Genomic DNA, 25,625 nt, shown 5'->3' with positions numbered 1-25,625 from the left:
GATCAGGCCGCCTTGCTGTCGCCGCCGCCGGGATTCATCATCTCCTGCTCGACCGCGTCGATCGACGGGCGCTCGTAGGCGGAGATGGTCTTGCGCCCGTATTCCAGCGCGACCTGCGGAACGGAGCCGTTCATATAGGCAAGCAGGGTCTGCTTCACGATGATGTAGAGCCGGTTCTGCTTCTCGCGCACATGCTTGACGTTGGCGATCAGCGGGCTGACCACGCAATAGGACAGGAAGATGCCGAGCATGGTGCCGACGAGCGCTGCGGCGATCTTGCCGCCCAGCACTTCCGGGCTTTCCGTGATCGCGCCCATGGCCTTGATGACGCCGAGAACGGCCGCGACGATCCCGATGGCCGGGAAGGCATCGCCCATCGTGTGCAGCGCATTGTAGGAATGCAGCTTGTCATGGGTGATCGTGTTGATCTCCTCGTCCATCAGCGCCTCGATCTCGTGGCTGCGGGCATTGCCGATGATGATGAGGCGGACGTAGTCGCAGATGAAGGCCGTCAGTTCCTTGTTTTTCAGAACCGTCGGCGCCTGCTGGAAGATCGAGGATTCGTCGGGATTGTCGATGTGGCTTTCGATCTCGTTGCGCGATTTGGTGCGCAGGTCGCGCATCAGGCTGTAGAGCACGCCCAGCGTGTCGAGATATTCGCGCTGCTTGGGGACCTTGTGCTTGAACCCTTCGCCCAGCGCCTTGCCGGCATCCTTCACGGTCTTCATCGAGTTGGCCATGATGAAGCCGCCGATGCCGGCGCCGCCGATGATGACGAGCTCGAACGGCTGGTTGAGGACCTCCATGTGGCCGCCCATCGCGATGAAGCCGCCGAGGATACAGCCGAGCGTCAGCACGAGGCCAATGATGATGTTCATGTCGTTCCCTGCCGCAATGGTGGAATAGTGAGGCCATCCCTAGGCGCTCAGCCTTGCGTCAGGCTGGCTGTAAGCCCCCGCGAACAGCCGGTTTTCGCCGATCAGCCTCGCGCAAGTTGCTTGCGGCAGCTTCACCGATGAAGACGCCGCCCCTGTGCCCCAGGAGGACCGGCTTCCCCTCCCGATCCAGGGGAGGCGGCAGGCGATGAGGATTCCGCGTGACCACCACCACCACGAGCTACCGACTGATCGCGACGGATCTGCCGACCTCGCTGAAGCGGGTTGCCGAGCAGCCCGACGTCAAGCGCGAAACCGACTATTACCTGAAGACGATCGGCAGCGTGAAGACGCTCGACCAGTTCTTCGCCGATACGCGCCTCTACAATTATGCCATGAAGGCGCATGGGCTGGAGGACATGGCCTATGCCAAGGCCTTCATGCGCAAGGTGCTGAGCGAGGGCATCGATGACGACAAGGCCTTTGCCAAGCAGCTGACCGACAGCCGCTACACCGATCTCGTCGCCTCGCTCAACTTTGCCCGCAATGGCGATGCCGCCACCAGCTTCGAGCGGGCGCAGAAGGGCGTTGCCGACAAATACATGCGGCAGACGCTGGAGCAGGAGGCCGGCGAAGACAATTCCGGCGTCCGCCTGGCGCTCTATTTCGAGCGCATGGCGCCGAGCATCACCAGCGCCTATGGCCTGCTGGCCGACGATGCGCTGGCGCAGGTCACCCGCACGCTGCTGCAGATGCCGGACGAAGTCGCCGCCGCCGATATCGACAAGCAGGCTGCGATGATCTCGGACGCCATCGATATCGCCGATTTCAAGGACCCGCAGAAGCTCGGCAAGATGCTGGATCGCTTCACCGCCCTCTGGGAGCTGAAGAACCCGACCAATGCCGTCGATCCGCTGGCGGTTTTCGGCGGCGGGTCCGGCACCGGCATCTCCGCCGACCTGCTTTTGTCCATCAACACACTCAAGCTCGGAGGCCGCTGACCATGCAGACCAGCCTTTATGTGGCCGTCTCCTCGCAGATCGCGCTCGAACGCCGGTTGAACACGTTGGCAGACAATGTCGCCAACGCCAACACGGTGGGGTTCCGCTCGACCGAGGTGAAATTCAACACCGTGCTCGGCGATACCAAGCCCACCAAGGTGGCCTTCGTCGACGAGGGCAAGGAGTACATCAACACCCAGAGCGGCGGCCTGAAGCAGACCGGCAATTCGCTCGACTTCGCCATCAAGGGCGATGCCTGGTTCGCGATCGATACGCCGGCCGGCCAGGTCCTGACCCGCGACGGCCGTTTCACGCTGACGGAAACCGGCGATCTCGTCACCCTCAAGGGCTATCCGGTGCTCGACGCCGGCGGCGCGCCGATCCAGATCAATGCCAATGCCGGCGAGATCAAGGTCGGGGCGGATGGCATCATCCACCAGAACGGCAACCAGGTCGCCTCGCTCGGCCTTTACGAGGCGGATTTCTCGAACGGCTTCTCCCGCTTCGAAAACTGCGGCGTCATTCCGCCGAACCCGGGCAACCCGGTCGTCGACCGGATGGATGTCGGCGTGACGCAGGGCTATCTGGAAGAATCCAACGTCGACCCGATCCAGCAGATGTCGCAGCTGATCATGGTCTCGCGCGCCTTCGAGAACGTCACGTCGCTAATGCGCGACAATGACACGACGCTCAACGAGGCGATCAAGACGCTCGGCGGGGCGAAATGAGCGATATCCAGTCCGAACCGCTGCAGATCGGCCAAGGCTCGCCGGCGCTTGCCGCCATGGCGGGCCTTGTCGGGCGATATGCCCAGCCCGATGCCTGCATCGCGCCGGGCGGGCATGTGCAGACCATCTCTCCGGGCCACTACACCGTCAGCGGCCTGTCGCGTCATGTGCGGCTCGGCGAATTCGTCGCCCATCTCGGCGCCGATGGCGTGCATCTGGGCGAGGTCGTCAAGGTCGAGCAGGAGACCGTGGTGGTCTGCCCGATCGGACCAGGCGACCCGATCGGCATCCACGACCGTGTCATCCGCAAGGGCGCCTTCCGCGTCGCGCCGGATGAAAGCTGGTGCGGCCGCACCATCAACTCGCTGGGCGAGCCGATCGATGGGCGCGGACCGATCAGCCAAGGCGACGACCGGCGTCCGATTTCCAACACCGCACCGCCCTCGATGACCCGCAAGCGCGTCGAGCACGGCTTCCGCACCGGCGTGCGGGCGATCGATCTCTTCTCGCCGCTCTGCCTCGGGCAGCGCCTCGGCATCTTCGCCGGCTCCGGTGTCGGCAAGTCGACGCTTCTCTCCATGCTGGCGCGGGCGGATGCCTTCGACAAGGTGGTGATCGCGCTGGTGGGCGAGCGCGGACGCGAAGTGCGCGAATTCATCGAGGATACGCTGGGCGACAATCTGGCGAAGTCGGTCGCCGTCGTCGCCACCAGCGACGAGAGCCCAATGCTGCGCAAGATGGCGCCGCTGACCGCCGTGACCATCGCCGAATATTTTCGCGACCAGGGCGACAACGTGCTGCTGATCGTCGACAGCGTTACCCGTTTCGCCCATGCGATCCGCGAGGTGGCCACCGCCTCGGGCGAGCCGCCGATCGCACGCGGCTACCCGGCCTCCGTCTTCACCGAACTGCCGCGCCTCCTCGAGCGCGCCGGCCCGGGCGCGGAAGGCACCGGCACGATCACCGCGATCATCTCCATCCTGGTCGATGGCGACAACCACAACGACCCGATCGCCGATTCCACCCGCGGCATTCTCGACGGCCATATCGTCATGGACCGCAGTCTTGCGGAGGAGGGGCGCTATCCGCCGATCAACCCGCTCGCCTCCGTCTCCCGCCTTGCCCGCAAGGCCTGGACGCCGGAGGAAGAGGTGCTGGTCGGCCGCCTGAAGGCGCTGATCCACCGCTATGAGGAAACACGCGACCTGCGGCTGATCGGCGGATACCGCCCGGGCTCGGATCCCGATCTCGACATGGCGATCAAGCAGGTGCCGGTGATCTACGACATCTTGAAACAGACCCCGAGCGAAGGCCCGTCCTTCGACGCCTTCACCGACCTTGCCAATGCGCTGAAGGCGGCCGCAGGCATGGGCGGGCAGCAGACCAGACGGTAGGATGGCATGAAACAGACACGGTTCGACGAACGCGACGCCGACGAGATCGTCCGCCAGCCTCGGCTGAAGGACCGCACGCCGATGATCGACCGGGCGCTGATCGCGACCGGTGTGGCGCTGGCGGGGCTTGCAACCTTTTTCCCCTGGTATGCCTTTCTCAACCAGGACAAGTTCGCCATGCCGTCGCTCTGGCAGGGGCAGACCCGCGACCTGTCGCAGAAGATCGGCCATGACGAAGCCACCGCCTCTCCGCTGGACGGGCAGATGGATGAGGAGACCAAGGCGCTCTTCGACCAGCTGATGACCGCCTCGACGCCGGCCAAGGCCGCCCCGTCATCACCCTCGGATGGGCAGGACCAGCCTTTTCCGGGCACCGCCGGCTTCAAGCTGGTGCATGTCGCCAGCGGCCGCGCACTGATCGAGGATGCGAACGGGCTCTACATCGTCAAGGTTGGCTCGCCGCTGCCGGACAACAGCCGGCTCGCCACGCTCGAGGAGCGGGATGGCGGCTGGGTTCTCGTCACCTCGAAGGGCGAGGTGTTCCGCGCCCCCTGACGGGTGCTGCCGACCGGCCTTTGCGAGGCCGGGTCCTGGGGTGATGCGCAGGGCATCGTCCCGCTTTCGCGGATGCGCTCGCGCGGATCCGCCGTCTCCATCTCCGCAGCATGATGCTCGCGCCGCGCTGTCCGAACCGGACAGCCTTGCCATGATGGCGCGACCCCTGCCGGCTGGTGCCGGACAGGACGGCGTCCGCCTGCGCGCGGCACGCTTCTGGCGACAGTCCCACGCAAGTTTACCGGCCTAGTGTCGGAGGCAATGAAGCATGGAGTCGCATGATGCAACCTATTCAGCTTTTCGAACTGGCATCGAGGCAAGCTCAGTGGCTTTCCGTCCGCCAAGGTGTCGTAGCTGGCAACATCGCCAACGCAAGCACCCCCCATTATGCCGCCAAGGATGTGACGCCCTTCCAGAGCGTCATGCAGCAGACCGGTGTCCAGATGGCCGCCACCAATCCCGCTCATTTCCGCGATGCGCCGCTTGCCTCGCAGATCACCGAAACGGCGCTCAACAATGAGGCCGAAGTTCAGCAATCCGGCAACAGCGTCGAGCTGGAGAAGGAGCTGATGAAGGCCGGCGAGATCAAGCGCGACTACGAGCTCAACACCGGGCTCGTCAAATCCTTTCACCGCATGATGCTGATGGTCGTCAGGAGATAATCGCGATGGATCCTCTCGTTTCTGCCCTCAAAGTCTCGGCCAGCGGCCTCGAAGCGGAATCCACCCGCCTGCGGATCGTGTCCGAAAACATCGCCAATGCGCGCTCGACCGGCGATGCGCCGGGCGCCGATCCCTATCGCCGCAAGACGGTCAGCTTCGCCGCCGAGATCGACCGCGCCAGCGGCGCCTCGACGGTCGAAGTCCAGCGCCTCGGCGTCGATGACAGCAGTTTCGTCTTCGAATACGACCCCGGCAACCCGGCGGCCGACTCCCGCGGCATGGTCAAGATGCCGAACGTCAACGTTCTCGTCGAAATGGCCGACATGCGCGAGGCCAACCGCGCCTACGAGGCCAATCTCCAGGCGACGCGCCAGGCGCGTGACCTGATCAGCCAGACCATCGACCTCCTGAGGGCTTCGCAATAATGATCGACGCGATCTCCACCATCACCTCCTCGCTCTCGAACCTCGCCGGCACTGCCGGCTCGAGCGCCACCAGCGCGGCAAGCACCGCCGCCTCGGCGCTCTCGGGTGCGACCGGCGTTCCCGGCGCCCAGAGCTTCGCCGAAGTCATGGGCAGCATGGCGAGCGATGCGGTCGGCGCGCTGAAGTCGGCCGAAACCGCCTCGATCCAGGGCATTCGCGGCGAGGCCAACACCCGCGAAGTCATCGATGCCGTCATGCATGCGGAGCAATCGCTCCAGACCGCCATCGCCATCCGCGACAAGGTCGTGACCGCCTATCTCGACATCACCCGCATGTCGATCTGACGCCTGATCCGCGCTCAATCTTGAAGGACGACCCGCATGAAGGCTCTCTCGATCGCTGCGACCGGCATGAACGCCCAGCAGCTGAACCTCGAAGTGATCGCGAACAACATCGCGAACATCAACACGACCGGCTACAAGCGCGCCCGCGCCGAGTTCTCGGACCTGATCTACCAGACCGAGCGCGCCTCGGGCGTGCCCAACCGCGCCAACCAGGCGATCGTTCCGGAAGGCGCGATGGTCGGCCTGGGTGTCCAGACCTCGGCCGTGCGCAACCTGCACATCCAGGGCAGCCTGATCTCCACCGGCAACGACCTTGATCTCGCGATCGTCGGTCGCGGCTGGTTCCAGGTCGAAACCCCGGACGGCCAGACCGCCTACACCCGCTCCGGCGCCTTCAACACCAATGCCAATGGCGAGCTGGTGACGATCGACGGCTATACCGTCGTCCCCGGCATCACCATCCCGCAGGGCGCCTCGCAGATCACCGTCTCCACCTCCGGCGAGGTGATGGCCCGCGTCGGCAACAATTCGGTGCCGCAGTCGGTCGGCCAGCTCACGGTGGCGAACTTCGTCAATGAAGCCGGTCTGGAGCCGCAGGGCGACAACCTCTTCAAGCAGACGGCCGCCTCCGGCGATCCTGTGGTCGGCGTGCCGACCGATCCGGGCTACGGCCAGATCAAGCAGAAATATCTGGAAGCCTCCAATGTCGATCCGGTCAAGGAGATCACCGATCTCATCTCCGCACAGCGTGCCTATGAGATGAATTCGAAGATCATCCAGGCCGCCGACGAAATGGCCTCCACGGTCAGCAAGAACCTGAGATAAGCGTGAAGGGAGCGGCGAACATGATGTTTGGTCCGAAGGCAGGCGGCCCGATCCGGAAGGGTCCTGCACCCCATATCCGGCGCTGCGGCGCGGCCATGGCCGTCTTCATCGGCGCGCTGCTTCTCTCGGGTTCCGCCTGCGCGGAAGGCCGCACCGCGGTCATTCCGACCGAGACGATCTATCCCGGCCAGACCGTGGAGCCGGGCATGCTGCAGGTGGTCGAGGTCACCAATCCCGATCTCGTCGGCGATTATGCGGTGAAGGCGGAGCAGGTCGTCGGCAAGGTGACCGACCGGACGCTGCTCGCCGGCCGCGTCATCCTCGTCCAGTCGCTGCGCGATCCCTATCTCGTCGAACGCGGCAAGGCCGTGCGTCTCGTCTACAACAACGGCCCGCTGACGATCACCGCCGGCGGCGCACCGCTCGAAAATGCGGGCATAGGTGCCCTTATCCGCGTCCGCAACACCGACTCCGGCGTCGTTATCTCCGGCACTGTCATGGCGGATGGTTCTGTACAGGTGGTGGCAAAATGATCGTCTGTCTCGCTCGGCGCCTGTCGCTCCTTGTGGCAGCCTGCGCCGTGGCCCTTCTTCCCCTGGCGCAGCCGGCAGCCGCCGCCTCGCGCATCAAGGACGTCGCCTCGCTGCAGTCGGGCCGCGACAACCAGCTGATCGGCTACGGCCTCGTGGTCGGCCTGCAGGGCACGGGCGACAGCCTGCGCTCCTCGCCCTTCACCGAGCAGTCGCTGCGCGCCATGCTGCAGAACCTCGGCATCTCGACCCAGGGCGGCGAATCCCGCTCGAAGAATATTGCCGCGGTTCTCGTCACCGCCAACCTGCCGCCCTTCGCCAGCCCGGGCAGCCGCATCGACGTCACCGTCGGGTCGCTCGGCGATTCCACCTCGCTGCGCGGCGGCACGCTGGTCATGACCTCGCTCTCGGGTGCCGACGGGCAGATCTATGCCGTGGCGCAGGGCTCGGTCGTCGTCTCCGGCTTCAGTGCCGAGGGCGATGCTGCCACGCTGCAGCAGAACACCACCACCTCCGGCCGCGTGCCGAACGGCGCGATCATCGAACGCGAGCTGCCGGCCAAGTTCAAGGACAGCGTCAACCTCACGCTGCAGCTGCGCAATCCGGACTTCTCGACCGCCGTCGGCATGGCCGCCGCCATCAACCGCTATGCCGAAACGCAGTTCGGCGGGCGGATCGCCGAAGCGCGCGACAGCCAGTCGGTGATCGTCGACCGGCCGAAGATGGCCGATCTTGCCCGGCTGATGGCCGATATCGAGAATCTGGTGATCGAAACGGACGTGCCGGCCCGTGTCGTGGTCAACGAGCGAACCGGCACGATCGTCATCGGTCAGGACGTGCGCATCTCGCAGGTGGCCGTGAGCTACGGAACCCTGACGGTCCAGGTGACGGAATCGCCGACCGTGGTCCAGCCGGAACCCTTCTCCCGCGGCCAGACGGCTGTGGAGCCGAACACCACCATCGACGCCACCCAGTCCGGCGGCAAGGTGGCGATCCTCAACGGCTCGAACCTGCGCACCCTCGTTGCCGGGCTGAACTCGATCGGCGTCAAGCCGGACGGCATCATATCCATTCTCCAGGGCATCAAATCGGCCGGTGCCCTCCAGGCGGAGCTCGTGCTGCAATGAGGACACCGAACCGTTCCCCGCGCGAGGCGCGCCTGCGCCGCCTGCTGCTCTCGGCTGCGGCCGTGGCACTCCTCTCGATCCCCGGCGCCTATGCCGAAGATGTCGCGGCTCCGGCCGCGGCAGAGACGGGCGGTGAGGTGCAGCAGTTCTGCACCAACATCGCCGATGCCGCGCGCGACCAGCGCTATCTCCTGCAGAAGAAGCAGCTCGAAGAGCTGCAGGCCAGTGTCGATCAGCGCATTGCCCTTCTGGAGAAGCGACGCGACGAATATCAGGACTGGCTAAAGCGCCGGGACGATTTTCTCAAGCAGGCCGAGCTCAATCTCGTCGGGATCTACAAGACCATGAAGCCCGACGCGGCAGCCGAGAAGCTGACGCTCGTCCATCCGGAGATCGCGGCGGCGATCATCATGAAGCTGCCGCCGCGCCAGTCGAGCCTGATCCTGAGTGAAATGCCAGGCGAGAAGGCGGCCGTGCTGACCAACATCATCTCCAGCGCCACCGATCCCAACACCTCGAAGGAACCCTCATGAGAACGCGTCTCACGGCTCTTCTGACCGCCGGACTCCTTTCGGGATGCCAGAGCTCGCTCCATGATGTCGGCCGCGCGCCGGCTATGAGCCCGATCGGCAGTGGCCTGCAGTATACGCAGACGCCGCAGCTCGCCATGTATCCCAAGGAGCCGCATCAGGTGGCGGCCGGCTATTCGCTGTGGAGCGACCAGCAATCGGCGCTCTTCAAGGATGCGCGCGCCATGAAGGTCGGCGACATCATTACCGTCGACATCCGCATCGACGACAAGGCCTCCTTCGACAACAAGACCGACCGCAGCCGCACCAATGGCAGCGACTTCAACATCGGCGCCAAGGGCAAGTCCGAGAGCAGCGATTTCGGATGGAACGGCGGGCTGAACTACGATTCCAGCACCAAGACGAAGGGCGAGGGAACGACGGAGCGGGCCGAAAAGCTGCAGCTGCTCGTGGCCGCCGTCGTGACCGGCGTGCTCGACAACGGCAATCTGTTGATCAGCGGATCGCAGGAGGTTCGCGTCAACCACGAGCTGCGCATCCTCAACGTGGCCGGCATCGCCCGGCCGCAGGATGTCGATGCGAAGAACTCGATCTCCTATGACAAGATCGCCGAGGCGCGCATCTCCTATGGCGGTCGCGGCCGTCTCACCGAGGTCCAGCAGCCCCCATGGGGCCAGCAGGTCATGGACATCATTTCGCCGATCTAACCCGCGCAGACGAAAGAACGAGGGCCGGAGATGGACAGTTCCGACGAGGCAAAGCCGAGCGCGAAGAAGGGCAAGATCCTCACGATCGCGGCTCTCGCCGCCATCACCCTGCTGGGTGCGGGCGGCGGCTGGGTCGTGGGCGGCATGCTCGCCACACCGCCGCTGACGGCCGAAGAGGCCAAGCTGGTCGAAGAGGCGAAGGCCGCGGTCAAGGCCAAGCAGGAGCACGGCACGGCACCGGAGGCCGGCGGCCATGGCGGCGGCTCCAAGAAGGAGGAAGGTCTGCCGACGATTTCGGCGGCCTTGCCGGGCCTGATGCAGCTCGATGCCATCACCACCAATCTTGCCTATCCGGCCGAGAACTGGGTCCGGATCGAGCTGGCGCTGGTCTTCAAGGGTCCGGCGGATGCGGAAATGGCGAAAACCGTTCAGAACGACATCACCGCCTATCTCAAGACCGTCTCCCTGCAGCAGATCGAGGGGCCGCGCGGCTTCGAGTACCTGAAGGACGACATCAAGGAGCGGGTTGACCTGCGTTCGGAAGGGAAGATATCGGATGTGATCGTCCGAACATTTGTCATTCAATGATTCGTCTTGCCGCCTTCATAGCCGCCTTCGGGGCGATGACCGGGATCGCGGTGGCGCAAGGCTTCCCGACCCAGCTTTTCAACGCGCCTATCGACGGCTCTGCCGCGTCCTGGATCATCCGCACCTTCGGGGTGCTGACCATCCTCTCGGTCGCGCCGGGCATCCTCATCATGGTGACGAGCTTTCCCCGCTTCGTCATCGCCTTCGCCATCCTGCGCAGCGGCATGGGGCTCGCCACCACGCCGTCGAACACGATCATGGTCAGCCTGGCGCTGTTCATGACCTTCTACGTCATGTCGCCCACCTTCGACCGCGCCTGGCGGGATGGCGTCGATCCGCTGATCCAGAACCAGATCACCGAGACGGAGGCGATGACCCGGATCAGCGAGCCGTTCCGTCAGTTCATGGTCGCCAACACGCGCGACCAGGATCTGCAGCTGTTCATCGATATCGCCCGGGAAAAGAACCAGACGGTGGTGACCAACGGCCAGGTCGATCTTCGCGCCGTCATCCCCGCCTTCATGATCTCGGAGATCCGGCGCGGTTTCGAAATCGGCTTTTTGATCGTGCTGCCCTTCCTGGTCATCGACCTGATCGTCGCCACCATCACCATGGCCATGGGCATGATGATGCTGCCGCCCACCTCGATCTCGCTGCCCTTCAAGATTCTCTTCTTCGTCTTGATCGACGGCTGGAATCTTCTTGTCGGCAGTCTGGTGCGTTCCTTCAATTGATCGCCATCGTGGTTAATCAACCCTTTCCGAATTGACCGCTGAAAAAGCGTTCGTCGGCGCTGCAACATGCTGTTTTCACGTTCCTATTCCATCATTAGATCGGAATAATGTGCGCGAGAGCTGACTGTGGACGGGCGGCCCGATTAAGCAGATCGCAAGCTTTGGATGCGACATTCATCCTCACATGACGGGTTTGGTTTTCTTCGGGACGAATGAAGAGCCGAGTGGCATGATGCCGAACCGCCATCACCGGTAAGTATTAAGTCCGGTATGTCCCTGTTTTGTTTTTCGTACCGTAGAGGGACAGTCTCATGTCAAGCGTCAACACCAATATCTCTGCACTGGCAGCACTCTCGACGCTGCGTTCCATTTCCAACAACATGGAAAGCACGCAGAACCGCATCTCCTCCGGCCTGCGCGTGCAGACGGCGTCCGACAACGCCGCTTACTGGTCGATCGCAACGACCATGAAGTCGGACAACAAGGCACTCGGCGCCGTTCAGGACGCCCTCGGCCTCGGCGCTGCCAAGACCGACACGGCCTATACCGGCCTCAACAACGCCATCGACGTCGTTTCCGAAATCAAGGCCAAGCTGGTTGCTGCCCGCGAGCCCGGCGTCGACCGCACCAAGATCAACAAGGAACTGACCGAGCTCAAGAACCAGCTCGCTTCCACGGCGAAGTCCGCTTCGTTCAACGGCGAAAACTGGCTCTACAACACCTCGACCACCGCTGTTGGCACGAAAACCATGGTCGGCTCCTTCACCCGCGCCGCTGACGGCACCGTCTCCATCGGCACGCTCGATTTCGACGCCTCCAGCTCGGTTCTCATCGACACCAACGACACGACCAAGGGTCAGCTGACCAAGGGTATCGCTGTCGACCAGACCGGCAACGGTACGGCTGCGAACACCTACTACCTCGTCTCGGTTTCGGGCGCGACCCAGACCGGCACGTCCATCTCGCTCTCGTCCACCACGACCGATGCAGACGTCGTCGGCATGATGAAGGCTGTCGACGCGATGCTGAGCACGCTGACGTCGTCGGCTGCAACGCTCGGTGCGACCAACAAGCGCATCTCGATGCAGGACGACTTCATGGCCGATCTGATGGGCACCATCACCAAGGGTGTTGGCCGTCTGGTGGATGCGGACATGAACGAGGAATCGACCCGCCTCAAGGCCCTGCAGACCCAGCAGCAGCTCGGCATCCAGGCCCTGTCGATCGCAAACTCCGACAGCCAGAACATCCTGTCGCTGTTCCGCTAAGCAAAGCCGAGAAGCAGTCGAAACGCCTTCTGCGGGCGTTTCGAGCTCACGCAGACGAAGCCGCGTTCCGAAAGGAGCGCGGCTTTTTTCGTTTCTTCTGATTTCCGCCTATGGTTTCAACTTTCCTTAACCAAGATGGTGTTTGATGTGTTTATCGAAACAGCGGGTTAACCAACAAAGTTAAGACGTTAGCAGGCATGATGCTGGCCGCTGTTTCCCGGTGAAGACCGGAGTGCCCTTCCTCAATCTTTGTCACATCAAAGGGGCAACACACCTATGACGAGCATTCTCACCAACGCTGCAGCACTGGCAGCTCTCTCGACCCTCCGCACGATCGGCTCCAACATGGAGAGCACCCAGGGTCGCGTCTCCTCCGGCCTGCGTGTCGAAACCGCCGCCGACAACTCCGCCTACTGGTCGATCGCCACGACCATGAAGTCGGACAACAAGGCACTCGGCACCGTTCAGGACGCTCTCGGCCTCGGTGCTGCCAAGACCGACACGGCCTATACCGGCCTCAACAACGCCATCGACGTCATTTCCGAAATCAAGGCCAAGCTGGTTGCCGCCCGCGAGCCGGGTGTCGACAAGACCAAGATCAACAAGGAACTGACGGAACTCAAGAACCAGCTCGCCTCCACGGCAAAGTCCGCCTCCTTCTCGGGCGAAAACTGGCTCTACAACACGTCTTCGACCGCCTTGGGCACGAAGAGCATGGTTGGCTCCTTCACCCGCGCCGCCGACGGCACGGTTTCGATCGGCATGCTCGACTTCGACGCGTCGAGCTCGGTGCTGATCGACACCTATGACTTCTCGAAGGGTGCGCTGACGAAGGCCGTGGCTGTCGACCAGACCGGCAACGGTACCGCGCAGAACACCTACTACCTCGTGTCCGTCACCGGCGCGACGCAGACGGGAACATCGATCACGCTCTCGGGCAGCACCTCCGATGCCGACGTTGTCGGCATGATGAAGGCTGTCGATGCGATCCTGCTCAATCTGACCGCGGCTGCCTCGACACTCGGTGCGACCAACAAGCGTATCTCGATGCAGGACGACTTCATGGCCGACCTGATGAGCACCATCACCAAGGGCGTCGGTCGTCTGGTGGACGCAGACATGAACGAGGAATCGACCCGCCTGAAGGCTCTGCAGACCCAGCAGCAGCTCGGCATCCAGTCGCTCTCGATCGCGAACTCCAACTCCGAAAACATCCTCTCGCTGTTCCGCTAATCGGATAACGGGAGGCTCCGACCGGAGCCATGATCAGGAAGCCGCTCTCCATCCCGGAGGGCGGCTTTTCGCCGTTCATGGCGAAGGCCGCCGCTCAATCCTTTGTTAACCATGAATCTTACGAAAAAATTGATCTTTATGAACGCCCGCAAGGTTGCGTAAAGCCTTTGTTAACTATGATGGGATTAACGTCTGCTTAACAGCAACGGGCTGCCCGACGGGTAAATCTGGGCAGAGAGCATGAAGCCCTCCCGTTCCGCCGGCATCAGATCCGGCATGCCGTTCTCCTTGACCAAAAGGGCTTTCCCCATGACCAGCATCATGACCAATGCAGCCGCCATGGCGGCGCTGCAGACGCTGCGGACCATCAACGACAATATGGAACAGACGCAGGCACGCATCTCCTCGGGGTACCGGGTCGAGACGGCTGCCGACAATGCAGCCTATTGGTCGATCGCCACCACCATGCGGTCCGACAACATGGCGCTGTCGACCGTCCAGGACGCGCTGGGCCTCGGCGCTGCCAAGGTCGATACCTCCTATTCCGCCATGGACTCGGTGATCGACGTTATTTCGGAAATCAAGCGCAAGCTGGTCGCGGCCCGCGAACCGGGCGTGGACAAGACGAAGATCAACAAGGAACTGACCGAGCTCAAGAACCAGCTTGCCGCTGCCGCCGAGTCCGCTTCCTTCTCCGGGGAAAACTGGCTCTACAACGCCAGCACCGTACCCCCGGGAACGAAATCGATCGTCGCCTCCTTCAACCGCTCGAACACGGGCGCCGTCTCGATCACGACGCTCGACTACGACACCAGCACATCCATCCTCATCGACACCAAGGACGCCTCGCGCGGCCAGCTGACGAAAGCCATCACGGTCAGCCAGAAGAGTGGTGCGACGACTGCGACGGCGACCTATCACCTCATCAGCGTTGCCGGCGGCACGGCGCCGGCGGGCTCGACCCTGATCGAGATCAATGCAACGACGTCGGACGAGACGATCGAGGGCATGGTCTCGGCCGTCGAAGCCATGTTCAGCACGCTCACCAACTCCGCCTCGACGCTGGGTGCCATCAGCAAGCGCATCGACATGCAGGAAAGCTTCGTCGCCAACCTGATCGACGTGATCGACAAGGGTATCGGCCGCCTCGTCGATGCGGACATGAACGAGGAATCGACGCGGTTGAAGGCGCTGCAGACCCAGCAGCAGCTGGGTATCCAGTCGCTGCAGATCGCCAACACCAATTCCGAAAACATCCTGCGCCTGTTCCAGCAATAAGGACAGGCCCGTCGCGACGCGACGACACGCGCTTCGCCACCGCCGCCGGTCATCGGCGATGGCGACCTGGTTGGACCGCGCTATTGCCCGAGCGCGGTCCAACTCTTTTTCGTTCCTCCCGCCTTCGCTGGTGGTCTGCCTGCCAGTTTTGCTTCGCACAAGTTTGACCGCCTAGGTTTGCCATGCGCTCCGACCAGGAGTGTCGATGCGCGCTGACAAGCGCATCGCCCGCTTGACGATGCGAGACGCCGGACCGAACCGGCTGATCTCGAAGGAGAAGACAGGCCGTGTCGCGAACTCACCTTCAAGGAGCCCGGACCCCTTCGCGCAGTGCTGGCGCGGCCGCGCTGAAAGTAGTCGGCCGATGAGCGCGCCCCTGTCTCGCTATTTGAAGGATTTCAGCGCGCCGAAGCTCAACATGACGGCACTGCCGCCCGTCCATGTGCCGCGCGCTGCCGAACCCGCCCGCAGTGACATCCACTACACGCCGAAACCGGCGCCGGAGCCCAAGATCGACATCGAGGCCGAGCGCCAGAGCGCCTATGGCCGCGGCCGCGAGCATGCGGAGGCCGAACTCGGTGCCCGCCACGCCGCGGAGCTGGAGGCCTTGCGGGCTGCCCATGCCGCCGAACTGGCCGTGCTCGAGCGCCGGCTCCTCGACGAGGCCGCCCTGACCATCCATCGGCGCTACAGCGAACTCGGCGCGGCGCTCGCCACGATCTTGACGGCACAGACCGCCGAGGTTCTCCGCCCCGTGCTCACGGACGCGCTGGCCGAACGGGCGATCGCCGATCTGGCTGCCGCGCTCCGTCAGGCGCTGGGAGACGGGGAGGGGGTCACGCTCACCGTCTATGGCCCCGCCGCCCTGTTTGCAGCGCTCACCGCGCGCTTTCCGGCGGATGCCCCGGTCTTCCGTCATGTGGAGACCCAGGAGATCGATCTGACGGTGGAGTTCGGCGAGGCGATCCTCATGACCCGGCTTTCCGCCTGGGCTGACACCGTAGGGAAGGTGCTCGCATGAGCGAGAATGACAGCCATCACGGCAAGAACGAGATCATCATCATCAAGCGCCATCATGGCGGTCACGACGGCCACCATGGCGGTGCCTGGAAGATCGCCTATGCCGACTTCATGACGGCCATGATGGCGTTCTTCCTTGTCATGTGGCTGATCAACGCCTCGAATGCCGAGACCAAGGCGGCAATCGCCTCCTATTTCAATCCCGTGCAGCTGACCGACGAAAAGCCCTCCGAGAAGGGCGTGAAGAAGCCGGCCAAGGATGCGAAGGGCGAAGAGACGCAGGAGAAATCCGAGGTCGACGGCGAACAGTCGAAGACCGGCGGCTCCGCCAAGACCGGCGACGACATGACCGCCACCTCCGGCGAGGAAACGAAATATTCCGACGCCGACTTCTTCGAGAATCCCTATTCCGTGCTCTCGGAGATCATGAACCAGACGGGCCAGCAGGCCAATATCAGCAGCAAGGGCGACGGCGGCGCAAGCGATTCCGGCCCGGCAACCGGTGCCGAGGGCGGGGAAGCCTTCCGAGACCCGTTCGACCCGGATTTCTGGGCCAAGCAGGTGGAACTGCAGGCCATCGCCAAGAACGGCGCGGCCGCCGCGACGGAAACGGCCGCTGCGAACCCGGCAGATGGAGCCGCGACGAGTGCCGCCGGCGCGACGGCGGCTGCAAGCCAGGCAGACGCCGCTGCGGCAAGTGCCGCCAGCGCGGCGCAAAAGGCGATGGTCGATGGCAAGGACGGCAAGGATCCTGTCGGAAAGGACGCTGCCAATCCGGCAAAGGACGCGCAATCCCGCGCGATGGAAATGGCGGCGCTGCAGGCCGAGAAGGATGTGAAGGACGAGGCTGCCAAGCCCGTGCCGGCGCCGACGCCCGCGCAGACCCAGGCGGCTGCCGCGCTCAAGGGTGACATCGAGAAGGCGATCGGCGGCGCGGCCGGCAAGCTTGCCGAAGGCTTGATCGTGACGCCCACCGAAGGCGGATTGCTGGTGACCATCAGCGAGCAGGTCGATACGCCGATGTTCACGGTCGGCTCTTCCGTGCCGGAAAAGGACCTTGTGGTGGCCATGGAGAAGCTCGGCAAGGTGCTGGCCGGGCGGCCCGGCGCCATCGCCATCCGGGGCCATACCGACGGCCGTCCGTTCAAGAACGGCGCCTACGACAATTGGCGGCTTTCGGCCGATCGTGCGCAGAGCGCCTATTACATGCTTGTCCATGGCGGGCTGGCCGAAAGCCGCGTGAGCCAGATCACCGGCTTTGCCGACAAGCGCCTGCAGGTGCCGACCGACCCCTACGCGCCGGCCAACCGCCGCATCGAAATCCTGCTCCAGACATCGGGAACCTGAAGGGATGAAGGGTCTGCTGCGCCATCTCCTGGTTTCGGCCTGTCTTCTGGGACCGGTGCTGGCCGCCTCCAGCCTGCCGGCGCAGGAGAAGGCGTCGCAGGACGATCTGCCGCCCTTCAAGATGGTGCGCTCGCTGCAGGCGATGCAGGATGCCGCCATCGGCGGCGATTCCGCCTCGAACGAGATGCAGGCCTTCATGCTCAGCGCCATCGACAAGCGCCTGCGTGCTGCCGACCGCACCGCCTTCGATGATCCACGCAATGTCGAAGCGGCGATGATCTATGCCATGAGCGGCGGCAATCCGCAGACGCTCGCCTTGCTCGTCTCGCGCGACATCGATGGGCGGTTCGACAACCGGCTGACCGATGCGCTGAACCATTATCTGACCGGCAAGACCGCCCTGGTGACGGAAGCGCTGTCCAAGGCCGTGGACGAATACCGCGACCAGCGGGTAGGACCCTATCTCTATCTCGTTCTCGCCAATTCGATCTCGCAATATGATCCCGGCAATGCCGTGCGCCATTACGATCAGGCGCGGTTGCTTTCTCCGGGTACCAATATCGAAGAGGCGGCGCTGCGCCGCTCGCTGCTGCTCTCGGTCCGCGGCCGGCTGGTGCAGAGTTCGACGGGCAAGGCCAAGGGCTCCTCCGACGCGCGCAATCCGGACAAGGCGTTCCGCTATGCCTCCGTCTATATGCGCCGATTCCCGCATTCGCCCTATGTCAGCCAGGTGGCCGATCTCTTCGTCGAACTGCTCGTCGGCCATGACAGTGCGGCGGCGCGCGAGACGACGCAGGAGGCTTTGCACTTTCTCGATCCGGTTCGCCGCCGCGAGGTCTATCTGCGCATTGCGCGTGCCGCCGTCATTGCCGGCCGGCAGGAGCTGACGCGCTTTGCCACCGATGCCGCGCAGGCCCTGTCGCCGCCCGGCGCAAACGTCGAAGAGGCGCTGACGACGCTTTATTCCGGCCTGATCAACGTGCCGTCCGGCGATGTGCTGGAAGCGGTGAAACAGCTCGATGCCGTGCCGGAAGAGGATCTTTCGCCGCGGGACCGCGCCCTGCGCGATGCGGCGCGCCAGGTTGCCGACAATATCCTGCGACTGCCGCAAGCCCCCGCGACACCGCCGCAGATCGAGGAGAAGCCCGTAGCGGACGCTGCGCCGATCGCCGATCCGGCGGTTTCGCTGGAGGGAACCGGCAGCGGCGCCAGCCCCTTCGCCGCCAAGCCGGCGGCCACGGCTGCGGCAGCGCCTGCATCACCTGCATCGACCATTGCCAATGCCCCAGACGAACCGGGCGCAGATCCGGAAGTTGCCAAGTTCCTGAAGGCCGGAACCAGCAAGCTTGGGGAGATTGACGCCCTTCTGGAGGACTCGCAATGACCAGCATCGACGATATCATGATGACCGCGTCGCCCCTGAAAAGCGGCCAAAAGCCCAGCGCCAAGGCCATGCCGGGCCTGGACGACGACCAGGGCTTCGAACGCGCAGTGAGCGACCTCGGCAAGCGTCCGGGCCATGGCAAGGCGGTGGGCAAGGCAACGCCCCACGCCGAGTCGAAGGACGACGCACTGGGCGCCAAGGGCGATGCGCAAAGCCAGGCCGGGCGCGAGTGGATGCCGGAGACCGAGATCGAGACGAAGACGTCCGACGGCGGCGACCCGCTGTCCAGTCCATCCACCGGTCAGGCAAAGCTGACCGCCGGGACTGGGCAGCTCGGTGCGCAGCTGCGGCTCTCCGATGCGCTGCGCCGCGCGGGCCAGCCGGCCAAGACGATGGCCGAGGTGCTTGGCAAGGACACGGGCGCAGAAGCGCAGGCTGAGATCGATCCGTCGGCGGCGGCGACCGCGAAATCTGGCGCCGTTGACCGCCACAGCCGGATGCACGCAAGGATCGAAGAAAAACTGCCGAATGCACTGAGCACAGCACCATCAGACGAGCCCATGGCGGCTGAGACCGCTCAACCCTTTACCGACCGGACGCAACGCGGGCTCAAGGCCGCAACGCCGATCGAGAACAGCGAAATAGCAAGCGACCTTGGTCTGCCGACCGCAGCGCCGGGCACGCAGGCGGCACCGGGCAGCGACACCCGCCAGCTCTTCGCGCTTCTCGGCGTGCCGTCGCCGGCGGCCAGAGGCCAGTCTCAGGTCAAGGGGTCGGAAGATCGGGCCGCGGCGGGCGAGACGACGGGCGAGCTTGCGCTGCCTGCCGGCATCAGGAAACAGCAGGGCGCGGCCACCAGCGAAGCAGCGCGTGCCAACAAGGCGGCGGCGAAGGATGCAGACCCCGGAGCGCCGGCGGACCGGATCTTCCGCTTCGCCAGCGCCGACGGCAAGGCAAGCCCGATGGCGGTCGCTTCAGGATCGGACGGCGCGAAGATCGGCGCTGCGCACGAGTCCGCCTCGGCTGGGCGGGCGGAGACCGTCACCGTGCTGGAGGCGCGTCGCTATCTGGGCCTCGCGCCCTCGATCAACACGCAGGCCGTCACCTCGGCCATTGCCGGCAGCCCGGAGCTCGCCCAGAGCCTGAAGGCCGGCGCCGACCCGCTGCAGAGCGGCGCCGGGCGCGTCATGAACACCTTGCGGATCCAGATGCACCCGATCGACCTCGGCACCGTCACGGCCACGCTGCGGCTCAAGGACGACGCCCTGCAGGTCGAGCTGAAGGTGGAGACCGGCGAGGCCTACCGGCAGCTCTCCGACGATCAGGACGCGATGATCCGCGCTCTGCGCGACCAGGGCTTTGCCGTCGACCAGATTACCTTCGTGCTCAGTCCCACGGCCTCCGGCGACCCGTCCCAGGCCTCGGGGCAGGGGCAGAACCAGTCTGCCTCCAACCAGCCCGGACGAGACCCACAGAATCCATTTTCCTCGAGCGAAGAGGGACGACAGAATGAGAGTTCCCGCAATCGTCAGCCTGGCCAGGACGCGCGCCCTGACATGGGCGGCGATCGCAACCGCACTGGCGGTCAGTCCGGCGTTTACATCTGAGGGGCGCGCCGCGACCTCCGGGGCAGGCGTCTGCGAGCGGGAGATTCTGTCGGCGGCCGAGCGCTACGGAATCCCCGCCGGCATCCTCTACTCGGTGGGGCTGACGGAGACCGGCGTGCGTGGCTCCCTGCAGCCCTATGCGATGAACATCGAGGGCAAGGCAGTGTTCGCGGCGGATGCCGCCGACGTGATGCGACGGTTCGAGGCGGCGCGCGCGCAAGGCGCGACCTTGATCGATCTCGGCTGCATGCAGATCAACCACCGCTTCCATGGGGAGAATTTCGCCTCGCCGCAGGAGATGCTCGACCCGCACAAGAATGTCGACTACGCCGCACGCTTTCTTGCCAACCTCCATGCGCGGCATGAAACCTGGACCATGGCGGTGGCGCGCTATCATGCCGGGCCGAACAACGATCCGGCGCAGAAGAGATATGTCTGCCGCGTGATCGCAAATCTGGTGGCGACCGGTTACGGGCAATGGACGCCGAACGCTTCTGCCTTCTGTCGGTGATGCAACCATTGCGCGACGAGGCAGGTCGGGAAGCGCGCAGAATACGGCATTCTTATGGTAAGCGGTCCTGCATATGCGCAAGGTGCGCTGTTAACGACCGTTAACCTTTCCACAAGATTTTTAGGCGTTGTATCGGAATGACCCACTAGATGTAGATCAAATCGGCGCAATGCCGACCAGCTAGTATCATTTGTTGCCTGCGAAACCATCTAGTTGTGGCAAAACGATACGATTCGTACCCCTTAGGCATCGAAACACCATACTGATTCGGAGGCGGACGAATGATCGTAGTGGTTGATGAACGAGAATTGGTTAAGGACGGGTATACGTCCCTGTTTGGGCGCGAAGGCGTGCCATCCACGGGCTTCGATCCGAAGGAATTTGGCGACTGGGTTTCGACCGCAGCCGATACGGATATCGACGCAGTCGAGGCCTTCCTGATCGGCCAGGGCGAGCGCTCCATGAGCCTGCCGCGGGCGATCCGCGATCGCTCCACGGCGCCGGTCATCGCGATCAGCGATACCCCGTCGCTCGAGACGACGCTCGCCTTCTTCGACTGCGGGGTCGACGATGTCGTGCGCAAGCCGGTCCATCCGCGCGAGATTCTGGCCCGGGCGGCTGCGATCCGTCGCCGGCTGAAGGCACTGGCCAACTACACCGATATCGGCCCGATCCGGGTGTTCTCGGACGGTCGTGATCCGGAAATCAACGGCGATGTCTTCGCCCTGCCGCGTCGCGAGCGCCGCATCCTGGAATATTTGGTCGCCAACCGTGGTCGCCGCGTCTCCAAGTCGCAGATCTTCAACGCGATCTACGGCATCTTCGACGAGGACGTCGAAGAGAACGTCGTGGAAAGCCACATCAGCAAGCTGCGCAAGAAGCTGCGCAAGAAGCTTGGCTTCGACCCGATCGATTCCAAGCGTTTCCTGGGATATTGCATCGACTGGTCCTGAAAAAGGGCAATCGGCACAGCCTGTCCTGCGGGGCCGCGAAGCTGGAGAGACTGCGAACGACGAGGGTTCGCACATCTTCCGCTCCGCGGCCCCGAAGCGTTTGTAAGTACTGACTTTTCTTGTGGTTCCGGAACTGCGGCAATCGAGCGGAAGCGCCAGGCTCGACAGGTTCACGCAAGGCCCGCCTTCTAGTGTTCGAGCGACCAAAGAAGCGAGGATCGGACCCATGAGTCTCTACGGAATGATGCAAACAGGCGGTTCCGGCATGAATGCCCAGTCGAACCGGCTCTCGACCGTTGCGGAGAACATCGCGAACTCCAGCACCGTCGGCTACAAGCGTGCCTCGACCGAATTTTCCTCCATGATCCTGCCCAGCTCGAACGGAAACTACAATTCGGGCGGTGTCGAAACGACGGTTCGTTACGCGATCAGCCAGGAAGGCGCGAAGACCTACACGACCTCGAAGTCGGACCTCGCTATTTCCGGCGGCGGCTTCTTCGTCGTCTCGAACGGCAGCGGCCAGAACTTTCTGACCCGCGCCGGCGCATTCACGCAGGACAAGGACGGCAATCTCGTCAATTCCGCCGGCTTCGCGCTGATGGGCTACGAATATGGCGACGGCAGCGAACCGACGGTCGTCGTCAACGGCTTCGATGGTCTGACGAAGGTCAACATGGCCTCCGACGGGTTGAAGGCCAAGGGATCGACCAAGGGTGGAATGGGCGCCAACCTGAACGCCAACGATCCGGTCGGGACCGAATCCAAGACCTCGCTCGTCACCTATGACAGCCAGGGCAACACGCGCATCCTCGATTTTGTCTACAAGAAGAACGCCGCCAACGACTGGACCCTCACGGTGACGGACCAGAAGTCTGGGACGACGCTTGCGACCAAGGCGCTCGCCTTCGATACGGCAGGTAAGCTGACGACAACGCCGGCGAGCCTGACGACAACGGCCATGACCAACCTGCCCGGCTCTGGGGGCGATCTCGCCGCCCTGACGATCGATCTCTCGAAGACCACGCAGCTCGGCTACAAGTTCAATCCGGATGGCGGCACGATCGACGGCAACGGACCGAGCAAGGTGGCCGGCTTCCAGATCGATGCCGAAGGCATCGTCTATGTCCGCTACGAGAACAACAAGCTCGAGCCGAAGTACCGGATCGCGCTTGCCACCGTTCAGAGCCCGGACAGGCTCAGCCCGCAGGCTGGCAACGTCTATTCGCAGGGCGCGGATTCCGGCGTCATCGTTACCGGTTTCCCCGGCCAGGGCAGCTTCGGTTCCATCACCTCCGGCGCGCTGGAAAGCTCCAACGTCGATATCGCCCAGGAACTGACGGCGATGATCGAATCGCAGCGCAGCTACACCGCGAACTCCAAGGTTTTCCAGACGGGCGCCGATCTGCTCGACGTTCTGGTCAACCTGAAGCGCTGATCTCCTTAAAGGAAGACGGGCCAAGCCATGTCACTCGCCTCCGCCATCTCAACGGCACAGACCATCTTCTCCAACACTGGCATTCAGACGGCCATTGTGGCGAAGAACATTCAGAATGCTGGAAATCCCGACTATTCCCGGCGTCTGGCCCTGATGTCGGTCGGCAGCGACGGGTATACGATCTCGATCCAGAGGGCGCAGAACGACGCCCTCTTCAAGCAGACGCTCAGCTACACCTCCGACGCCAGCGCCCAGGCACGCCTGGGCGACGGGCTGGAGATGCTGCGCTCCGTACTCGGCGGCAACAATTATCCGTCCTCGCCATCGACCTACATCGCAACGCTGCGCACGAGCCTGCAGACCTATTCCAGCTCCTCCAGCAGCCTTGCGGCCGGCGCAACGGCCGTTGCCAATGCCCGGGATATCGCCAATTCGCTGAACGCTGCCTCGGCTGCCGCCCAGAATCTCCGCGCCACCGCCGATCACGAGATCCGGGATCAGGTCGCAGACCTGAACAAGTATCTGAGCGACTTTCAGGAGGTGAACAACGGGATCGTGGGAGCCCTGGCGACCGGAAAGGACGCCAGCGACCTCCTCGACAAGCGCGACAACCTGTTGAAGTCGATCTCCTCCATCATCGGCATTTCGACGGTCGAGCGGCAGAACCACGATACGGTGATCTATTCGAGCGACGGTGCGGTTCTCTTCGAAACCGTGCCGCGCAAGGTCACTTTCTCGCCCACCGAAAATTTCGATGCGACCGTGACCGGTGGTGCCGTTGCCATCGATGGCGTCCCGGTCAAGCCCGGCAGCGGCGGCAATACCACGAGCCAGGGCACGCTGACGGCGCTCCTGCAACTGCGCGACACCATCGCGCCGGAGATGCAGAAGCAGCTCGACGAAATCGCCCGCGGCCTGATCAAGACCTTCGCGGAAAGCGATCCGGATCCGGCAACGAACCCGGTGGTCGCCACGAAGGCCGGCCTCTTCCAGCACAAGAACAGTGCCGGTGCCGCCGACAGCACAGTCCCGGCGGACGGCATCTGGGTTCCGGGCCTCGCGGCGTCGATCATCGTCAATCCGGCGGCCGTTGCCGACCCGACCAAGCTGCGCGACGGCGGCCTCAACGGACCCGACTATGTGTCGAACACCACCGGGGCAGCCGGCTATACGGCGCGGCTGGACAAATACATCACGGCGATGAGCACGAAGATCAGCTTCGACCCCGCCGCCGGTCTCAGCCCCGAAACGACGCTCATCGACTACGCCTCCTCCTCGATCGGCTGGCTGGAACAGCTGCGAAAGTCCTCGGCCAGCGCAGAGACGACCAAAACGGCCATGTATGCGCAAAGCAGCCAGGCGCTGTCCAATGAAACCGGCGTCAGCCTCGATGAGGAACTGTCGCTGATGCTGGATCTCGAACAGTCCTACAAGGCCTCCTCGCGGCTGCTCAGCGCCGTCGACGAGATGATCCAAACGCTCCTGGATTCGGTGAGATAATCATGAAGACCTCTTTCGTCTCCAATCTGGCGGTTCAAAACGCCATGCGCCTCACGCTCCAGCAAAGCCAGCTGGAGATGATGAAGCTGCAGCAGGAAATGACGAGCGGCGTGTGGGCCGACACGGGCACCGCGCTCGGCTCGACCACCTCCCGCTCCGTCAACCTGAAGGCCGAGCTCGACCGGCTGAAGAACATCAAGGACACGAATTCGCTGGCCACCCAGCGTCTCTCCGCCTCGCAAGGCGCGCTCTCGACCATGCGTACGTCGGTGGAAGAGATCCGCAAGCAGCTGATCAGCGCCAAGGGAACGGACGACAAGGGCAAGCTCGACGTCGCCCACACCACCTTCGTCACGCAGCTGTCCGCCTTCACAGCCGCTGCCAACACCCAGTTCAACAACGAGTACGTCTTTGCCGGCGTCAACTCGGATGTCCGGCCCCTGACGGATTACGGACCGGGTTCGCCGGCCAAGGTCGCTTTCGACACGGCGCTCAGCACGTTCCAGGCCGCGAACGGCAACGTGGCGCTGAAGGATTTCACCTCGGCGCAGATGACCGATTTCATCAACAACACGCTGCAGCCCATGTTCCTGGGCAGCGGCTGGGACGGGACCTGGTCGCAGGCCTCCAGCGACAACATCCAGACCCGCATCAGCCCGAACGAGGTCATCGAAACCTCGAGCAACACCAACACGACCGGCGTCCGCCAGTTCATGATGGCGACGGTGATCGCGACCGAGCTCATGAAGCCGGAACTGTCGACCGCCGCCCGCGACACGGCCCTGACGGCCGCGCAGGATCATCTGGAAAAAGGCCTGACGGGCATCATCCAGATGGGCGCGCAGATCGGTGTGGCGGAAGGCCGGGTCAAGGCGGCCAATACGTCGATCGACAACCAGGTGAAGCTGATCAACACGCATATCCTCGACATCGAGGGCGTCGATCCGACCGAAACGTCCTCGCGCCTCACCGCGCTCAAGACGCAGATCGAGATCTCCTACACGCTGACTGCACGCATTCAGGAGCTCAGCCTGATCAATTACCTCTGATGCAAGAGGTCTGAG

At 63.8% G+C, this 25,625-nt stretch carries 27 protein-coding genes; 26 read left to right on the top strand and 1 reads right to left on the bottom strand.

Features of this window, described 5'->3' with window-relative positions; genetic code table 11:
- Positions 1-2: 2 nt before the first annotated feature.
- Positions 3-878, bottom strand: a complete 876-nt coding sequence (gene motA, locus U8330_RS15140; RefSeq protein ID WP_323106086.1) for a flagellar motor stator protein MotA — start codon at positions 876-878, stop codon at positions 3-5.
- A gap of 218 nt (positions 879-1,096) precedes the next feature.
- On the opposite strand from motA, the gene U8330_RS15135 reads away from it, so the two are divergent.
- The 26 genes from U8330_RS15135 to U8330_RS15010 all read left to right on the top strand — a co-directional run bounded on the left by U8330_RS15135 (position 1,097) and on the right by U8330_RS15010 (position 25,610).
- The gene (locus U8330_RS15135) at positions 1,097-1,876 is read left to right on the top strand and encodes a DUF1217 domain-containing protein (RefSeq protein ID WP_323106085.1); all 780 of its coding nucleotides are present in this window, start codon (positions 1,097-1,099) and stop codon (positions 1,874-1,876) included.
- 2 nt (positions 1,877-1,878) lie between these two features.
- On the top strand, positions 1,879-2,604 hold the full coding sequence (gene flgF, locus U8330_RS15130; RefSeq protein ID WP_323106084.1) for a flagellar basal-body rod protein FlgF: 726 nt from the start codon (positions 1,879-1,881) through the stop codon (positions 2,602-2,604).
- Positions 2,601-3,998 carry a flagellar protein export ATPase FliI gene (gene fliI / locus U8330_RS15125; protein WP_323106083.1) on the top strand — a complete coding sequence of 466 codons (1,398 nt, stop codon included), beginning with the start codon at positions 2,601-2,603 and terminating at the stop codon, positions 3,996-3,998. The genes flgF and fliI overlap by 4 nt, the downstream gene beginning before the upstream one ends.
- Before the next feature lie 6 nt (positions 3,999-4,004).
- On the top strand, positions 4,005-4,553 hold the full coding sequence (locus tag U8330_RS15120) for a flagellar protein (protein ID WP_323106082.1): 549 nt from the start codon (positions 4,005-4,007) through the stop codon (positions 4,551-4,553).
- Between the two features lie 281 nt (positions 4,554-4,834).
- Positions 4,835-5,215: a flagellar basal body rod protein FlgB gene (gene flgB, locus U8330_RS15115; RefSeq protein ID WP_323107309.1), complete on the top strand. Its 381-nt coding sequence runs from the start codon at positions 4,835-4,837 to the stop codon at positions 5,213-5,215.
- A 5-nt stretch (positions 5,216-5,220) separates the two neighbouring features.
- Entirely contained in the window at positions 5,221-5,640 is a 420-nt protein-coding gene (gene flgC, locus U8330_RS15110) for a flagellar basal body rod protein FlgC (protein WP_323106081.1), read from the top strand.
- The gene (locus U8330_RS15105) at positions 5,640-5,984 is read left to right on the top strand and encodes a flagellar hook-basal body complex protein FliE (protein ID WP_323106080.1); all 345 of its coding nucleotides are present in this window, start codon (positions 5,640-5,642) and stop codon (positions 5,982-5,984) included. Before flgC ends, U8330_RS15105 begins: the two co-directional genes overlap by 1 nt.
- Before the next feature lie 36 nt (positions 5,985-6,020).
- Complete coding sequence (gene flgG, locus U8330_RS15100) at positions 6,021-6,809, top strand: flagellar basal-body rod protein FlgG (RefSeq protein WP_323106079.1); 789 nt, start codon at positions 6,021-6,023, stop codon at positions 6,807-6,809.
- A gap of 20 nt (positions 6,810-6,829) precedes the next feature.
- Positions 6,830-7,342: a flagellar basal body P-ring formation chaperone FlgA gene (gene flgA, locus U8330_RS15095; protein ID WP_416236861.1), complete on the top strand. Its 513-nt coding sequence runs from the start codon at positions 6,830-6,832 to the stop codon at positions 7,340-7,342.
- The gene (locus U8330_RS15090) at positions 7,339-8,466 is read left to right on the top strand and encodes a flagellar basal body P-ring protein FlgI (protein ID WP_323106078.1); all 1,128 of its coding nucleotides are present in this window, start codon (positions 7,339-7,341) and stop codon (positions 8,464-8,466) included. Before flgA ends, U8330_RS15090 begins: the two co-directional genes overlap by 4 nt.
- Positions 8,463-8,999: a MotE family protein gene (locus tag U8330_RS15085; protein ID WP_323106077.1), complete on the top strand. Its 537-nt coding sequence runs from the start codon at positions 8,463-8,465 to the stop codon at positions 8,997-8,999. The genes U8330_RS15090 and U8330_RS15085 overlap by 4 nt, the downstream gene beginning before the upstream one ends.
- Positions 8,996-9,703 (top strand): flagellar basal body L-ring protein FlgH, encoded by a 708-nt coding sequence (gene flgH / locus U8330_RS15080; RefSeq protein ID WP_323106076.1) that lies wholly within the window; start codon positions 8,996-8,998, stop codon positions 9,701-9,703. Before U8330_RS15085 ends, flgH begins: the two co-directional genes overlap by 4 nt.
- Before the next feature lie 30 nt (positions 9,704-9,733).
- Complete coding sequence (locus U8330_RS15075; protein ID WP_323106075.1) at positions 9,734-10,291, top strand: flagellar basal body-associated FliL family protein; 558 nt, start codon at positions 9,734-9,736, stop codon at positions 10,289-10,291.
- Entirely contained in the window at positions 10,288-11,025 is a 738-nt protein-coding gene (fliP, locus tag U8330_RS15070; RefSeq protein WP_323106074.1) for a flagellar type III secretion system pore protein FliP, read from the top strand. The genes U8330_RS15075 and fliP overlap by 4 nt, the downstream gene beginning before the upstream one ends.
- Positions 11,026-11,336: 311 nt before the next feature.
- Positions 11,337-12,293 carry a flagellin gene (locus U8330_RS15065; RefSeq protein WP_323106073.1) on the top strand — a complete coding sequence of 319 codons (957 nt, stop codon included), beginning with the start codon at positions 11,337-11,339 and terminating at the stop codon, positions 12,291-12,293.
- Between the two features lie 276 nt (positions 12,294-12,569).
- A complete protein-coding gene (locus U8330_RS15060) occupies positions 12,570-13,526 on the top strand; it encodes a flagellin (RefSeq protein WP_323106072.1) in 957 nt (318 codons plus the stop codon).
- Between the two features lie 309 nt (positions 13,527-13,835).
- Positions 13,836-14,804: a flagellin gene (locus tag U8330_RS15055; RefSeq protein WP_323106071.1), complete on the top strand. Its 969-nt coding sequence runs from the start codon at positions 13,836-13,838 to the stop codon at positions 14,802-14,804.
- Positions 14,805-15,168: 364 nt separating this feature from the next.
- Positions 15,169-15,825, top strand: a complete 657-nt coding sequence (locus tag U8330_RS15050) for a hypothetical protein (RefSeq protein ID WP_323106070.1) — start codon at positions 15,169-15,171, stop codon at positions 15,823-15,825.
- Positions 15,822-17,171 (top strand): MotB family protein, encoded by a 1,350-nt coding sequence (locus U8330_RS15045; protein WP_323106069.1) that lies wholly within the window; start codon positions 15,822-15,824, stop codon positions 17,169-17,171. Before U8330_RS15050 ends, U8330_RS15045 begins: the two co-directional genes overlap by 4 nt.
- Positions 17,172-17,175: 4 nt before the next feature.
- Positions 17,176-18,555: a chemotaxis protein gene (locus tag U8330_RS15040; RefSeq protein ID WP_323106068.1), complete on the top strand. Its 1,380-nt coding sequence runs from the start codon at positions 17,176-17,178 to the stop codon at positions 18,553-18,555.
- 233 nt (positions 18,556-18,788) lie between these two features.
- The gene (locus U8330_RS15035) at positions 18,789-20,162 is read left to right on the top strand and encodes a flagellar hook-length control protein FliK (RefSeq protein ID WP_416236927.1); all 1,374 of its coding nucleotides are present in this window, start codon (positions 18,789-18,791) and stop codon (positions 20,160-20,162) included.
- On the top strand, positions 20,089-20,673 hold the full coding sequence (locus tag U8330_RS15030; RefSeq protein ID WP_416236926.1) for a transglycosylase SLT domain-containing protein: 585 nt from the start codon (positions 20,089-20,091) through the stop codon (positions 20,671-20,673). The genes U8330_RS15035 and U8330_RS15030 overlap by 74 nt, the downstream gene beginning before the upstream one ends.
- A gap of 281 nt (positions 20,674-20,954) precedes the next feature.
- Positions 20,955-21,626: a transcriptional activator Rem gene (gene rem / locus U8330_RS15025; protein WP_323106065.1), complete on the top strand. Its 672-nt coding sequence runs from the start codon at positions 20,955-20,957 to the stop codon at positions 21,624-21,626.
- A 226-nt stretch (positions 21,627-21,852) separates the two neighbouring features.
- A complete protein-coding gene (locus tag U8330_RS15020) occupies positions 21,853-23,061 on the top strand; it encodes a flagellar hook protein FlgE (protein ID WP_323106064.1) in 1,209 nt (402 codons plus the stop codon).
- Positions 23,062-23,088: 27 nt separating this feature from the next.
- Positions 23,089-24,561, top strand: coding sequence for a flagellar hook-associated protein FlgK (flgK, locus tag U8330_RS15015; RefSeq protein WP_323106063.1), 1,473 nt, complete (start codon positions 23,089-23,091; stop codon positions 24,559-24,561).
- A 2-nt stretch (positions 24,562-24,563) separates the two neighbouring features.
- Complete coding sequence (locus U8330_RS15010) at positions 24,564-25,610, top strand: flagellar hook-associated family protein (RefSeq protein ID WP_323106062.1); 1,047 nt, start codon at positions 24,564-24,566, stop codon at positions 25,608-25,610.
- Positions 25,611-25,625: the final 15 nt, after the last annotated feature.

The organism is Rhizobium sp. CC-YZS058 (assembly GCF_034720595.1).
Classification (GTDB): domain Bacteria; phylum Pseudomonadota; class Alphaproteobacteria; order Rhizobiales; family Rhizobiaceae; genus Ferranicluibacter.
The sequence above is the reverse complement of the archived record's forward strand: the minus strand, read 5'-3'. Positions and strand labels throughout refer to the sequence as shown.

Bases quoted from the DNA above. Each gene is read 5' to 3' on its own strand.
- U8330_RS15055 (WP_323106071.1), top strand. From the start codon at position 13,836: ATGACCAGCATCATGACCAATGCAGCCGCCATGGCGGCGCTGCAGACG.
- U8330_RS15085 (WP_323106077.1), top strand. From the start codon at position 8,463: ATGAGGACACCGAACCGTTCCCCGCGCGAGGCGCGCCTGCGCCGCCTG.
- U8330_RS15040 (WP_323106068.1), top strand. From the start codon at position 17,176: ATGAAGGGTCTGCTGCGCCATCTCCTGGTTTCGGCCTGTCTTCTGGGA.
- U8330_RS15060 (WP_323106072.1), top strand. From the start codon at position 12,570: ATGACGAGCATTCTCACCAACGCTGCAGCACTGGCAGCTCTCTCGACC.
- U8330_RS15010 (WP_323106062.1), top strand. From the start codon at position 24,564: ATGAAGACCTCTTTCGTCTCCAATCTGGCGGTTCAAAACGCCATGCGC.
- flgF (WP_323106084.1), top strand. From the start codon at position 1,879: ATGCAGACCAGCCTTTATGTGGCCGTCTCCTCGCAGATCGCGCTCGAA.
- flgB (WP_323107309.1), top strand. From the start codon at position 4,835: ATGCAACCTATTCAGCTTTTCGAACTGGCATCGAGGCAAGCTCAGTGG.
- U8330_RS15020 (WP_323106064.1), top strand. From the start codon at position 21,853: ATGAGTCTCTACGGAATGATGCAAACAGGCGGTTCCGGCATGAATGCC.
- flgH (WP_323106076.1), top strand. From the start codon at position 8,996: ATGAGAACGCGTCTCACGGCTCTTCTGACCGCCGGACTCCTTTCGGGA.
- flgA (WP_416236861.1), top strand. From the start codon at position 6,830: ATGATGTTTGGTCCGAAGGCAGGCGGCCCGATCCGGAAGGGTCCTGCA.
- U8330_RS15065 (WP_323106073.1), top strand. From the start codon at position 11,337: ATGTCAAGCGTCAACACCAATATCTCTGCACTGGCAGCACTCTCGACG.
- U8330_RS15050 (WP_323106070.1), top strand. From the start codon at position 15,169: ATGAGCGCGCCCCTGTCTCGCTATTTGAAGGATTTCAGCGCGCCGAAG.
- U8330_RS15035 (WP_416236927.1), top strand. From the start codon at position 18,789: ATGCCGGAGACCGAGATCGAGACGAAGACGTCCGACGGCGGCGACCCG.
- U8330_RS15090 (WP_323106078.1), top strand. From the start codon at position 7,339: ATGATCGTCTGTCTCGCTCGGCGCCTGTCGCTCCTTGTGGCAGCCTGC.
- U8330_RS15045 (WP_323106069.1), top strand. From the start codon at position 15,822: ATGAGCGAGAATGACAGCCATCACGGCAAGAACGAGATCATCATCATC.
- fliI (WP_323106083.1), top strand. From the start codon at position 2,601: ATGAGCGATATCCAGTCCGAACCGCTGCAGATCGGCCAAGGCTCGCCG.
- fliP (WP_323106074.1), top strand. From the start codon at position 10,288: ATGATTCGTCTTGCCGCCTTCATAGCCGCCTTCGGGGCGATGACCGGG.
- U8330_RS15120 (WP_323106082.1), top strand. From the start codon at position 4,005: ATGAAACAGACACGGTTCGACGAACGCGACGCCGACGAGATCGTCCGC.
- flgG (WP_323106079.1), top strand. From the start codon at position 6,021: ATGAAGGCTCTCTCGATCGCTGCGACCGGCATGAACGCCCAGCAGCTG.
- U8330_RS15105 (WP_323106080.1), top strand. From the start codon at position 5,640: ATGATCGACGCGATCTCCACCATCACCTCCTCGCTCTCGAACCTCGCC.
- flgC (WP_323106081.1), top strand. From the start codon at position 5,221: ATGGATCCTCTCGTTTCTGCCCTCAAAGTCTCGGCCAGCGGCCTCGAA.
- motA (WP_323106086.1), bottom strand. From the start codon at position 878: ATGAACATCATCATTGGCCTCGTGCTGACGCTCGGCTGTATCCTCGGC.
- rem (WP_323106065.1), top strand. From the start codon at position 20,955: ATGATCGTAGTGGTTGATGAACGAGAATTGGTTAAGGACGGGTATACG.
- flgK (WP_323106063.1), top strand. From the start codon at position 23,089: ATGTCACTCGCCTCCGCCATCTCAACGGCACAGACCATCTTCTCCAAC.
- U8330_RS15075 (WP_323106075.1), top strand. From the start codon at position 9,734: ATGGACAGTTCCGACGAGGCAAAGCCGAGCGCGAAGAAGGGCAAGATC.